Here is an 11,613-nt window from a genome sequence, read left to right as displayed (position 1 = left end):
GGTGGAGGGGCTCGGCGAAACGCTCCGGCGGGGTCAGCCCGCGATCGCGACCGTCGGCTCGCCGCTGGCGACGCCGTCCTTCTCCATCTGCTCGGCGATCTTGAGCGCCTCCTCGATGAGGGTCTCGACGATCTTCGACTCGGGGACGGTCTTGATGACCTCGCCCTTGACGAAGATCTGGCCCTTGCCGTTGCCGGAGGCGACGCCGAGGTCGGCCTCGCGGGCCTCGCCGGGGCCGTTGACGACGCAGCCCATGACGGCGACGCGCAGCGGGACGGTCATGCCGTCGAGGCCGGCGGTGACCTCCTCGGCGAGCTTGTAGACGTCGACCTGGGCGCGGCCGCAGGACGGGCAGGAGACGATCTCCAGGCGGCGCTGGCGCAGGTTCAGCGACTCCAGGATCTGCATGCCGACCTTGATCTCCTCGGCCGGCGGCGCGGAGAGCGAGACGCGGATGGTGTCGCCGATGCCCTGGGAGAGCAGGGCACCGAAGGCGACGGCCGACTTGATGGTGCCCTGGAAGGCCGGACCGGCTTCGGTGACGCCGAGGTGCAGCGGGTAGTCGCACTGGGCGGCGAGCTGGCGGTAGGCCTCGACCATGACGACCGGGTCGTTGTGCTTGACCGAGATCTTGATGTCGCGGAAACCGTGCTCCTCGAAGAGGGAGGCCTCCCAGAGGGCGGACTCGACGAGCGCCTCGGGGGTGGCCCTGCCGTACTTCTTCAGCAGGCGGGCGTCGAGCGAGCCGGCGTTGACGCCGATCCGGATCGGGGTGCCGGCGTCGGAGGCCGCCTTGGCGATCTCCTTGACCTTGTCGTCGAACTGCTTGATGTTGCCCGGGTTGACGCGGACGGCCGCGCAGCCGGCGTCGATCGCGGCGAAGACGTACTTCGGCTGGAAGTGGATGTCGGCGATGACCGGGATGGAGGACTTCCGGGCGATCGTCGCGAGCGCGTCGGCGTCGTCCTGGGTCGGGCAGGCCACGCGCACGATCTGGCAGCCGGAGGCGGTCAGCTCGGCGATCTGCTGGAGCGTGGCGCCGATGTCGGAGGTGCGGGTCGTCGTCATCGACTGGACGGAGACGGGCGCGTCACCGCCGACGGCCACGCTGCCGACCTGGATCTGGCGGCTCTTGCGCCGCTCGGCGAGCCGGGTCGGAACGGTCGGGATACCGAGAGAAATCGCGGTCATCTGAAGTGCAACCTCAAGGTTGTGCGTCGGCGGGCTCAGGGTTCCGAGGTTACCGCCCCGGGGGCGGGGGGCCGGACACCACCGGGTCCGGCCCCCCTGCGGGCTACGTCAGTTTCACCGGGTTGACGATGTCGGCGGCGAGGACGAGCAGCGTGAAGCAGACGAAGACACCGGCCACCACGTAGGCGGCGGGCATCAGCTTGGCCACGTCGAACGGGCCGGGGTCGGGGCGCTTGAAGATCCGGGCCGCGTGACGGCGGACGGACTCCCACAGGGCGCCCGCGATGTGACCGCCGTCGAGCGGCAGCAGCGGGAGCATGTTGAACAGGAACAGCGAGACGTTGAAGTACACCAGCAAGTTCATGAACATGACGAGGATCCGCTCGGGCGGGGCGTCGACGGTCATGAGTTCGCCGGTGAGCCGGGCGGCGCCCAGCACTCCGACGGGCGAGTCCTCGGCGCGCTTGCCGTCGCCGAAGGTGGCGTCCCAGAGACCGGGGATCTTGCCGGGCAGGGCGATCACCGAATGGACGCCGTTCTCCAGGAGGGTGGTCATCTCCTCGGTGGTCTCGCCGAACGTGAGCGCCCTGACCTCCGCCTTCGGCTGGAAGCCGAGGTAGCCGGCGGGCACGTACTGGACCGGCCGGACGACGTTCCCGTCGGCGTCCTTCTTCTCGACCATGTTGGTGACGAGGTTCGGGTGGAGGTCGACCCGCTGTCCGTCGCGCTCGACGGTGAGGGTGGCCGGGCCGAGGGTGGTGCGGATGCGGTCGGAGAGGGTGTCCCAGTCGGAGACCGGCCGGCCGTCGAGGGCGACGATCTTGTCGCCGTCCTTGAGGCCCGCCTTGAACGCCGGGGAGACGGGGTCGCCCGGCCGGCACTCCTGGCGCTTGTCGCTCAGCTTGAGGACGCACTTCTGGACGCCTGCGACCTCGGTCGTCGCCTTCTGCATCCCCAGCGTCATCATCGAGCCGAAGAACAGCGCCGCCGCCAGGACCAGGTTCATGAACGGTCCGGCGAACATCACGATCACGCGCTTCCACGGCTTGCGCGTGTAGAACAGCCGCGTCTCGTCGCCGGGCTCCAGCTCCTCGTACGAGGCCTCGCGGGCGTCCTCGATCATGGAGCGCCAGGGCGAGGTGGAGCGGGCCTCGATCTTGCCGTCCTCGCCGGGCGGGAACATGCCGATCATGCGGATGTAGCCGCCGGCCGGGATGGCCTTGATGCCGTACTCGGTGTCGCCGCGCTTCTTCGACCAGATGGTGGGGCCGAAGCCGACCATGTACTGCGGCACGCGGATGCCGAAGAGCTTGGCCGTGGAGAGGTGGCCGAGCTCGTGCCACGCGATGGAGACGAGGAGGCCGAGGGCGAACAGCACGATGCCCAGGGCGTACAGGAGCATTTCGGTCATGCGCGGGCCTCCGCTGTTGCCTTCGCTGCGAGCTCTCGGGCCCGGGCGCGCGCCCAGGTCTCCGCTTCGAGGACGTCCGACACCGTGAGCGAAGTTCCCTTGGCGGGCTGCCCGTGCTCGGTGACGACCGCAGTGACCGTATCCATGATTCCGTTGAACGGCAGGCGTCCGGCGAGAAACGCCTCGACGCACTCCTCGTTCGCGGCGTTGAAGACGGCGGGGGCGGTGCCGCCGAGTTCGCCCACGTGCCGGGCCAGGCCGACGGACGGGAAGGCCTCGGTGTCGAGCGGGAAGAACTCCCAGGTGGAGGCCTTGGTCCAGTCGAAGGCGGGGGCCGCGTCCGGGACCCGCTCGGGCCAGCCGATGCCGATGGCGATCGGGCCGCGCATGTCCGGCGGGGTGGCCTGGGCGAGCGTGGAGCCGTCCGTGAACTCGACCATCGAGTGGACGTACGACTGCGGGTGGACGACGACCTCGATGCGGTCGAACGGGATGTCGTAGAGCAGGTGGGCCTCGATGACCTCCAGGCCCTTGTTGACCAGGGTCGCGCTGTTGATCGTGATGACCGGGCCCATCGCCCAGGTCGGGTGGGCCAGCGCGTCCTCGCGGGTGACGTGGGCCAGCTGCTCGCGCGTACGGCCGCGGAAGGGGCCGCCGGAGGCCGTGACGACCAGCTTGCGGACGTCGGCGCGGGTGCCCGCGGCGAGCGCCTGGAAGAGGGCCGCGTGCTCGGAGTCGACCGGGATGATCTGGCCCGGCTTGGCGAGCGCCTTCACCAGGGGGCCGCCGACGATCAGCGACTCCTTGTTGGCGAGGGCGAGGGTGCGGCCCGCTTCGAGGGCGGCGAGGGTGGGCGCGAGGCCGATGGAGCCGGTGATGCCGTTGAGGACGGTGTGGCACGGGGAGGCGGCGACCTGGGTGGCCGCGTCCGGGCCCGCCAGGAGCTCGGGCAGGGGCTCGGAGCCGTACAGCGCCTTCAGGGCCGTACGCAGCTCCTCGACCGCGTCCTCGCGGGCGACCGCGACCGTCCGGACCTTCAGCCGGTGCGCCTGCTCGGCGAGCAGCCCGATCCGGCCGCCGGAGGCGGCGAGGGCGGTGACCCGGAAGCGGTCGGGGTTGCGCAGCACCAGGTCGATGGCCTGGGTGCCGATGGACCCGGTCGAGCCGAGGACGACGATGTCCCGGCGTCCTTCGGACACGTCGAAGGCGATGTGCGGATCGGCGAGAGGAGAGGGGCGGTCGCTCATGCCCCCCATTCTTGCCGCAAAGACCGTGCGGTCTTCACGGGGTGCGGACGAACGTGTCGAACACCCGGTGGAAGTCGGGGAACGTCTTCTTCACGCAGCCGGGGTCGTCGAAGGTGATCCCCCGGGCGCGGAGGGCCGTGACCGCGAAGGACATGACGATCCGGTGGTCGCCGTGGGTGGCGATCTCGACGGGTCCGGTGGGGGTGCCGGGGTGGATCTCGATCCAGTCGGGGCCGGTCTCGACGGTGATGCCGAGGCGGCGGAGGTTCTCGGCGCAGGCGTCGAGCCGGTCGCACTCCTTGACCCGGGTGTTGGCGACGTCCTCGATGCGGACCGGGCCGTCGGCGAACGGCGCGATCGCGGCGAGGGTCGGCATGGTGTCCGAGATGTCCCGCATGTTGACGGTGAGGCCGCGCAGGGTCCCGGTGGAGCGGACCGTGGTGGCGCCGTCGGTGATCTCGACGTCGGCGCCCATGCGGCGCAGCACGTCGACGAAGGCCAGGTCGCCCTGGAGGGCGCCGGTCCCGAGGCCGGGGACGGTGACGGAGCGGCCCGGCTGGAGGGCCGCGGCGGCGAAGAAGTAGCTGGCGGTGGAGGCGTCGGGCTCGATGCCGTACGTCCGTGCCCGGTAGCCGGTGGGGGCGACCCGGTACGTACGCCCCTCCCGGGCGACCTCGGCCCCGAAGGCCCGCATCATCGCGAGCGTGATCTCGACGTACGGCTCCGAGACCAGGTCCGTGACGGTGATGTCGAGGCCCTCGGCGGTGAGCGGGCCCAGCATCAGGAGGGCGGTCAGGTACTGGGAGGACTGCCCGGCGTCGAGGGTGAGCGCCCCGCCCTTGACCCCGGCGGCATGGACGGAGAGCGGGTGGTGGCCGTCCCTCTCCCCGTGCCGCAGATCGACACCCAGGGTGCGCAACGCGGTCGTCAGGGGGGCGAGGGGTCGTCGTCTCATCTGCGCGGAGGCGTCGAAGCGGTACGTGCCGTGGCCGGCGGCGACGAGGGTCGGCAGGAAGCGTGCGGTGGTGGCGCCGTCACGGCAGTACACGTCGGCCTCGTCCGTCCCCGGACCGGCCGGACGGCCCTCGATGTGCCAGGCGTCCTGCTCGCGGCGGACCGCGTACCCGAGGGCGGCGAGGCCCTCGGCGAAACCCTCGGTGTCGTCGGAGACGAGCGGGCGCAGGAGGGTCGTCGTGCCCTCCGCGGCGGCGGCGAGGAAGAGCGCGCGGGCGGTGACGGACTTGGAGCCGGGGATGTCGATGACGGTCACGGGGGTCATCCTGCCGTGGCCTGCGGCGCGACGGGGGTCCGGTCCGCCACGTGGACGGCGCCGGGCGGGGCCACGCCCCGGTGCGGGTTCAGGCCCGGGAGCCTCGGGCGCCGGCAGGGCGCGGGTCCGCTGTGCCCACCCTCCCCCAAGCTCTCGACTTCGCTCGAGCAGGGGCCCCCTTGCCCAGGGGGCACCTCCCGGACGGAGTCTGGGGGAGGAACGATTGCCCACAACGGGGCGGGCGCAGGCCCACAACGGGCGGGCGCCGCTCGCGGTGGTGGTAGGCGCAGCGGGTCAGGGGAGGCGGCGGTGGGCGTTCCGTTCCCGGGACGGGCCCGGGGTCGCGTCCGCGATCCAGGGGCCCTCCCCGCTCGGGTCCACGATGCCCGCCTCCAACCAGGAGTAGCGGCCCGCCAGGACCCCGTCCACGACCCGGCGGTCCAGGTCGTCAGTGTTGGACCAGAGGCGGGTGAAGAGTTCCTCGACACGCAGGCGGGCCTGGCGGCAGAAGGCGTCCGCGAGCTCCACGGCCCCACGACCGTGGTCCGTCGTGGTGCGGAGGAGTTCGGCCCGTACGCACGCCGCGCTCATCGCGAAGAGCTCCGCGCCGATGTCGACGATCCGGCCCAGGAAGGCCTGCTTGAGCTCCATGCGGCCCTGCCAGCGCGACATCGCGTAGAAGGTCGAGCGGGCGAGCTTGCGGGACGTCCGCTCGACGTAGCGGAGGTGGGCCGCGAGGGCGCCGAACTCGCCGTACGCGCGCGGCAGTTGACCCGGCCCGGTGACCAGCCCCGGCAGCCAGCGGGCGTAGAAGCCGCCCGCCCGGGCGCCCGCCTTCGCCTTGTCCCCCAGGGACTTCTCGGGGTCGATGAGGTCGCCGGCGACGGAGAGGTGCGCGTCGACGGCCTCGCGGGCGATCAGCAGGTGCATGATCTCGGTGGAGCCCTCGAAGATGCGGTTGATGCGGAGGTCGCGGAGCACCTGCTCGGCGGGGACGGCCCGTTCGCCGCGGGCGGCGAGCGAGTCGGCGGTCTCGTAGCCGCGGCCGCCGCGGATCTGGACGAGTTCGTCGGCGATGAGCCAGGCCTTCTCGGAGCCGTACAGCTTGGCGAGGGCGGCCTCGATGCGGATGTCGTTGCGGTTCTCGTCGGCCATCTGGGAGGCGAGGTCGACGACGGCCTCCAGGGCGAAGGCGGTGGCCGCGATGAAGGAGATCTTGGTCGAGACGGCTTCGTGGCGGGCGATCGGCCTGCCCCACTGCTCGCGCTCCCCCGACCACTCGCGGGCGATCTTCAGGCACCACTTGGCGGCGCCCGCGCAGGCGGCGGGGAGGGAGAGCCGGCCGGTGTTGAGGGTGGTGAGGGCGATCTTGAGGCCGGCGCCCTCGGGGCCGATGCGGTTCACCGCCGGGACCCGGACGCGGTGGAAGCGGGTGACGCCGTTCTCCAGGCCGCGCAGTCCCATGAAGGCGTTGCGGTGCTCGACGGTGATGCCGGGCGCGTCGGCCTCGACGACGAAGGCGGTGATGCCGCCCTTGTGGCCCTCGGAGGCGGGGACGCGGGCCATGACGACGAGCAGGTCGGCGACGACCCCGTTGGTGGTCCAGAGCTTCACGCCGTCGAGGACGTACGAGTCCCCCTCGGGTACGGCGGTGGTGGCCAGGCGCGCCGGGTCGGAGCCGACGTCCGGCTCGGTGAGGAGGAAGGCCGAGAGGTCGGTGCGCGCGAGCCGGGGCAGGAAGGCGTCCTTCTGCTCCTGGGTGCCGAAGAGTTTCAGCGGCTGCGGTACTCCGATCGACTGATGCGCGGAGAGCAGGGCGCCGACGGCGGGGCTGGCGGAGCCGACGAGGGCGAGGGCGCGGTTGTAGTACAGCTGGGTGAGGCCGAGCCCGCCGTACTTCGGGTCGATCTTCATCCCGAGGGCGCCGATCTCCTTGAGTCCGGTGATCGTCTCGTCGGGGATGCGGGCCTCGCGTTCGATGCGGGCGCCGTCGATCCGGGTCTCGCAGAACTCGCGCAGGACGGCCAGGAACGCCTCGCCGCGGCGTACGTCCTCGGCGGCGGGGAGCGGGTGCGGATGGACGAGGTCGAGGCGGAAGCGGCCGAGGAACAGTTCCTTGGCGAAGCTGGGTTTGTGCCAGTCCCGCTCGCGCGCGGCCTCGGCGACCTGCCGGGCCTCGCGCTCGGTGACTTTGGGCCGCTGGACGGGTGCGGACATCTCCACCTCCTGGGGCTTCCTGTCCGTCGTACCCGATTTCGGTGGGTCCGGAAAGAGGAGGGGGTCCCTCCGGGTATGTCCTTCTGTTGAGACGCGCAGGCCGTCCGGCGGGGGCCGCGCGTAGGGTCCGCGCCATGTCTCAGCCGATCAAGCTCATCGTCCTCGTCGCCACGCAGCCCGGTCGTGGCGCGGAACAGATCGCCGCCTTCGAGGCGCTCGCACCCCTGGTGCGGGCGGAGGAGGGCTGCCTGCAGTACGACCTCCACCGGGTGGCCGACGACCCCGACCGCTTCGCCCTGATCGAGCGCTGGGCCTCCGCCGAGGCCCTCGCCGCGCACGACGTCGCCCCGCACATGGTCGCGGCCGGCGAGGCGAACAAGGCGTTCCGCGCCGGGCCCGCGGAGGTGGTGCGCCTCGTCGACGCACCCGTCGCATGACGAAAGGCGGCCCGAGCCCCCGCACAGTGGGCTCGGACCGCCGGTCTCGTGAGGCGTACGCCTTAGAGGGCGAGGCCCGTCAGGACGAGGACGCGCTCGTAGGTGTAGTCGTCCATCGCGAACTTGACGCCCTCGCGGCCGACGCCGGAGCGCTTGGCACCGCCGTACGGCATCTGGTCGGCGCGGTACGAGGGGACGTCGCCGACGATCACGCCGCCGACCTCGAGCGCGCGGTGGGCGCGGAAGGCGGTCTGCAGGTCGTGTGTGAAGACACCGGCCTGGAGGCCGAAGTCCGAGTCGTTGACCGCGGCGAAGGCCTCGGCCTCGCCGTCGACCTTGGCGATCGTCAGGACCGGGCCGAAGACCTCGGCGCGGGCCAGGGTGACGTCGGCCGGGAGGTCGGTGAGGACGGTCGGGGCGTAGGTCGCGCCCTCGCGCTTGCCGCCGGCGAGGAGCTTGGCGCCGGCCGCGACGGCCTCGTCGACCCAGGACTCGACGCGCTTGGCGGCGGCCTCGTCGACGAGCGGGCCGACGTCGGTGGCGTCGTCCGCCGGGTCACCGGTGACCTGCGCCTCGACGGCGGCGACGATCTTCGGCACCAGGCGGTCGTAGACCGAGGCGTCGGCGATCACGCGCTGCACGGAGATGCAGGACTGGCCGCCCTGGTAGTTGGAGAAGGTCGCGATGCGGGTCGCGGCCCAGTCCAGGTCGGCCTCGGAGGACCAGTCGGGCAGGACGACGGCCGCGGCGTTGCCGCCGAGCTCCAGGGTGCAGTGCTTGTGCGGCACCGACTGCTGGATGGCGTAGCCGACCTTGTCGGAGCCCGTGAAGGAGATGACCGGGAGGCGCTCGTCCTGGACGAGGGCGGGCATGCGGTCGTTCGGCACGGTCAGGATCGACCAGGAGCCGGCCGGCAGGTCGGTCTCGGCCAGGATCTCGCCCAGGATCAGGGAGGAGATCGGGGTCGCCGGGGCCGGCTTGAGGATGATCGGGGCGCCGACGGCGATGGCCGGGGCGACCTTGTGGGCGCTCAGGTTCAGCGGGAAGTTGAACGGCGCGATGCCGAGGACGACGCCCTTGGGGATGCGGCGGGTGAGGGCGAGGCGGCCCGCGCCGCCGGCCTCGGTGTCCAGGCGCTGGGCCTCGCCGGCGTTCCAGCGGCGGGCCTCCTCGGCGGCGAAACGGAAGACGGAGACGGCACGGCCGACCTCGCCGCGGGCCCACTTGATGGGCTTGCCGTTCTCGGCGGAGATCAGGAGGGCGATCTCCTCGGTGCGCTCGGCGAGCCGCTTCGACACGTGGTCGAGGGCGGCGGCGCGGACGTGCGCCGGGGTCGCGGCGAACTCGTCGACGACGGCGTGCGCGGCGGCGACGGCCTCCTCGACCTGGGCCTCGGTGGGCACGCTGACCTTGCCGACCAGACGTCCGTCGTACGAGTTCGTGACGTCGAAGGTGGCGTCGCCGGTGGCCTCGCGGCCGGCGAGCCAGAAGGCGTGGGTGGTCGTCATTGCGTCCCGGCCCTTTCCGTTTCGGGGTGCGAGCGGTTGCTCTGGTGACACCGTAGGGCCGGGACGGCCGGCGCGGGTTTGTCCGGTGTGGAGTGATGCGATGGCGCCGCTGCGCCGCTTTGGCGCTGTGCCGCGGCGGCTCCGCACCGCTCGGACGACTCGGCTCGGCGCCGCCGCCGGGGTCACCAGCGTTCGTACACCGAGACGGGCCGCTTCCCCGCGCCCCAGCGGACCACGGCGACCCGGTCCCCGACGGCGAACAGGGCGTCGAGCTCGCCCTCGTACCCCGACCCGACCCGGGTCCTGAAGGCGCGGTCCTCCTCCTCGTCGCCGGTGGCGGCGTCGAGGACGATCAGGGAGTCCCCGTACTTCCTGTCGAGGTCGACGGTCGTCACCCGGCCCCCGCGCACGTCGAGGGCGCCGAAGTCGGCGCTGCCGGCGTCCACCCGCCACGCCTGGTCGCCCGTGTCCAGGTCGAAGGCGACGATCCGCTCCCAGGTGCTCTGGCTGCCCTGGTACGAGGCGATGGCGAAGAGCCGTCCGTCGGCGACGGCGACCTCCTCGATCGTGCCGTAGTCGCCCACGCGGTCGATCCAGGCGGCGGGCCGGCCGTCCGCTCCGAAGGACAGGACGGTCTTCACCTCGCCGACCGTCTCCACGAGCGACACGACCGGGGGGTCGGCGGAGAGGACCGCCACGCCCAGATCGGTGCTCACGCCCCGCCGGGGGTCGAGCGGCACGACCCACCGCACGGTCCCGTCGGCAGGGTCGAGGGCGGCGAGCTTCTCCTCGGCGCCGCAGTCCAGCGAGACGACGGCCTGCCGCTGTGCGAGGCCGGCCTCACCCGGGGTGCAGCCCTTCGGGAAGCCGGCGGTCCAGCGCGGGGCGCCGGTCCTCAGGTCGACGGCGCGGACGACCCCGCCCTCCGGGAACAGGCCGAGCCCGCCTCCGGTGGCCAGGCTGTAGTACCGGCCGGCCTTGGCGGAGACCTTCCACAGTTCGCGGCCGTCGGCGAGGTCGATCGCGACGGCGGTGCCACAGCTCTTCTCCTTCTCGCCGTACGCGAGCAGGACGACCCGGTCGCCGGCGGCCGGGCTCGTGGCGCAGACGTCGGCGCGGCCCGGGACGACGTACTCCCAGCGCTTCTTCCCCGACCGGACGTCATAGGCGGTGACGCCGTCGTAGCGGCCGCGGGCGAGGGTGTCACCGTCGAGCCAGGCCTGGTCGCCGGGGTCGGGGCGGTCGTGGTCGGAGCCGGCGCTGTCGGACGCGCGACGGTCGTACGGGGACTCCCACGCGGTCTTCACGGACGAGCCGGGCCAGTAGCCGGAATCGCCGGCGAACACGTAGACGAGGCCGAACAGGAGGCCGAGCGCGACGAGGGCGACGGTCGAGCAGCCCAGCCCTCTCCGCCAGCCGGTCCACGGCTCCCCGCGTCCGCCGCGCTCGCCGTTCGTCCCCGATCCCGCCGCCATACCGGATCCCCCCCTTGGCTCGAAGTCAGCCCTCAGGACAGGAGGGAAACGATCACCCCCGGCGTTCGGTCGAGACGATCAGACAGACACCGCCGACGACGATCGCACCGCCGAGGAGGATCGGCCAGGTCAGGGCCTCGTTCAGGACGAGGGCGCCGAGGAGGACGGCGACGACCGGGTTGACGTAGGCGTAGGTGGCGGCGAGGGAGACCGGGGCGGACTGGAGGAGCCAGGCGTACGCGGTGAAGGCGACGAGCGAGCCGAAGACGATCAGGTACGCGAGGGCGGCCCAGGAGCGGCCGGAGACGGCGCCCAGGTCGAGGCCGTGGTGTTCGCCGCGCACGAGACCGAGGGTGAGCGCGGCGAGACCGCCGGCCAGCATCTCGTACGCGCTCGCGGTGAAGGGGTTGGCGGGCATCGGCAGCCGGGCGGAGGAGACGGAGCCGACGGACCACAGCAGGGCCGCGACGAGGACGAGCAGCACGCCGCCGATCTTCACCTCGCCGCTCAGGCCCGGGACGGTGAGGACGCCGAGGCCCGCGAAGCCGAGCAGGACGCCGCCGAAGGCGCCGAGGCCGGGGCGGTCGCCGAGGGCCGTGCGGAGCAGGACGACCCAGACGGGGACGGCGGCGACGAGGAGCGCGGCGAGGCCGGAGGGTATGGAGGTCTCGGCGAGGACGACGAGGCCGTTGCCGCCGAGGATGAGGAGCAGGCCGACGAGGACGGCGGAGCCGAGTTCCCGACGGGTGACCTTGAGGGCGGCGGGGCCCTGGCGCCAGGCGACGATCGCGGCGAGGAGCAGGCCGGCGGTGATGAAGCGGGCGCCGCCGGAGAGGAACGGCGGCGCCCGCTTCATC

9 protein-coding genes are annotated in these 11,613 nt (G+C 72.5%); 1 reads left to right on the top strand and 8 read right to left on the bottom strand.

What is annotated here, in order from left to right; genetic code table 11:
- Positions 1 to 33 precede the first annotated feature (33 nt).
- The 5 genes from ispG to CCN56_RS10945 all read right to left on the bottom strand — a co-directional run bounded on the left by ispG (position 34) and on the right by CCN56_RS10945 (position 7,336).
- The gene (gene ispG, locus CCN56_RS10965) at positions 34 to 1,191 is read right to left on the bottom strand and encodes a flavodoxin-dependent (E)-4-hydroxy-3-methylbut-2-enyl-diphosphate synthase (RefSeq protein WP_086825950.1); all 1,158 of its coding nucleotides are present in this window, start codon (positions 1,189 to 1,191) and stop codon (positions 34 to 36) included.
- 103 nt (positions 1,192 to 1,294) lie between these two features.
- Positions 1,295 to 2,602 (bottom strand): RIP metalloprotease, encoded by a 1,308-nt coding sequence (locus CCN56_RS10960; RefSeq protein WP_086825948.1) that lies wholly within the window; start codon positions 2,600 to 2,602, stop codon positions 1,295 to 1,297.
- On the bottom strand, positions 2,599 to 3,849 hold the full coding sequence (gene dxr / locus CCN56_RS10955; RefSeq protein ID WP_086825946.1) for a 1-deoxy-D-xylulose-5-phosphate reductoisomerase: 1,251 nt from the start codon (positions 3,847 to 3,849) through the stop codon (positions 2,599 to 2,601). Before dxr ends, CCN56_RS10960 begins: the two co-directional genes overlap by 4 nt.
- Before the next feature lie 34 nt (positions 3,850 to 3,883).
- A complete protein-coding gene (aroA, locus tag CCN56_RS10950) occupies positions 3,884 to 5,119 on the bottom strand; it encodes a 3-phosphoshikimate 1-carboxyvinyltransferase (protein ID WP_086825944.1) in 1,236 nt (411 codons plus the stop codon).
- Between the two features lie 294 nt (positions 5,120 to 5,413).
- Positions 5,414 to 7,336 (bottom strand): acyl-CoA dehydrogenase family protein, encoded by a 1,923-nt coding sequence (locus CCN56_RS10945; protein WP_086825952.1) that lies wholly within the window; start codon positions 7,334 to 7,336, stop codon positions 5,414 to 5,416.
- Between the two features lie 134 nt (positions 7,337 to 7,470).
- On the opposite strand from CCN56_RS10945, the gene CCN56_RS10940 reads away from it, so the two are divergent.
- Positions 7,471 to 7,773 carry a putative quinol monooxygenase gene (locus tag CCN56_RS10940; RefSeq protein ID WP_086825942.1) on the top strand — a complete coding sequence of 101 codons (303 nt, stop codon included), beginning with the start codon at positions 7,471 to 7,473 and terminating at the stop codon, positions 7,771 to 7,773.
- 62 nt (positions 7,774 to 7,835) lie between these two features.
- Here CCN56_RS10940 and CCN56_RS10935 read toward each other — a convergent pair whose 3' ends face one another.
- The 3 genes from CCN56_RS10935 to CCN56_RS10925 all read right to left on the bottom strand — a co-directional run bounded on the left by CCN56_RS10935 (position 7,836) and on the right by CCN56_RS10925 (position 11,612).
- Positions 7,836 to 9,281: an aldehyde dehydrogenase family protein gene (locus CCN56_RS10935; protein WP_086825940.1), complete on the bottom strand. Its 1,446-nt coding sequence runs from the start codon at positions 9,279 to 9,281 to the stop codon at positions 7,836 to 7,838.
- A gap of 182 nt (positions 9,282 to 9,463) precedes the next feature.
- The gene (locus CCN56_RS10930) at positions 9,464 to 10,756 is read right to left on the bottom strand and encodes a PQQ-binding-like beta-propeller repeat protein (protein WP_086825939.1); all 1,293 of its coding nucleotides are present in this window, start codon (positions 10,754 to 10,756) and stop codon (positions 9,464 to 9,466) included.
- A gap of 52 nt (positions 10,757 to 10,808) precedes the next feature.
- Positions 10,809 to 11,612, bottom strand: a complete 804-nt coding sequence (locus tag CCN56_RS10925; RefSeq protein WP_086825937.1) for an EamA family transporter — start codon at positions 11,610 to 11,612, stop codon at positions 10,809 to 10,811.
- Position 11,613: the final 1 nt, after the last annotated feature.

Origin of the sequence: Streptomyces sp. NRRL B-24572 (genome assembly GCF_002156145.1) — a bacterium.
GTDB lineage: Bacteria > Actinomycetota > Actinomycetes > Streptomycetales > Streptomycetaceae > Streptomyces > Streptomyces vietnamensis.
This window is presented reverse-complemented; position numbering and strand designations above follow the sequence as displayed.

Excerpts from the sequence above, each read along its gene's own strand:
- CCN56_RS10960 (WP_086825948.1), bottom strand. The coding sequence starts at position 2,602 with ATGACCGAAATGCTCCTGTACGCCCTGGGCATCGTGCTGTTCGCCCTC.
- CCN56_RS10935 (WP_086825940.1), bottom strand. The coding sequence starts at position 9,281 with ATGACGACCACCCACGCCTTCTGGCTCGCCGGCCGCGAGGCCACCGGC.
- dxr (WP_086825946.1), bottom strand. The coding sequence starts at position 3,849 with ATGAGCGACCGCCCCTCTCCTCTCGCCGATCCGCACATCGCCTTCGAC.
- CCN56_RS10930 (WP_086825939.1), bottom strand. The coding sequence starts at position 10,756 with ATGGCGGCGGGATCGGGGACGAACGGCGAGCGCGGCGGACGCGGGGAG.
- CCN56_RS10945 (WP_086825952.1), bottom strand. The coding sequence starts at position 7,336 with ATGTCCGCACCCGTCCAGCGGCCCAAAGTCACCGAGCGCGAGGCCCGG.
- ispG (WP_086825950.1), bottom strand. The coding sequence starts at position 1,191 with ATGACCGCGATTTCTCTCGGTATCCCGACCGTTCCGACCCGGCTCGCC.
- CCN56_RS10940 (WP_086825942.1), top strand. The coding sequence starts at position 7,471 with ATGTCTCAGCCGATCAAGCTCATCGTCCTCGTCGCCACGCAGCCCGGT.
- CCN56_RS10925 (WP_086825937.1), bottom strand. The coding sequence starts at position 11,612 with ATGAAGCGGGCGCCGCCGTTCCTCTCCGGCGGCGCCCGCTTCATCACC.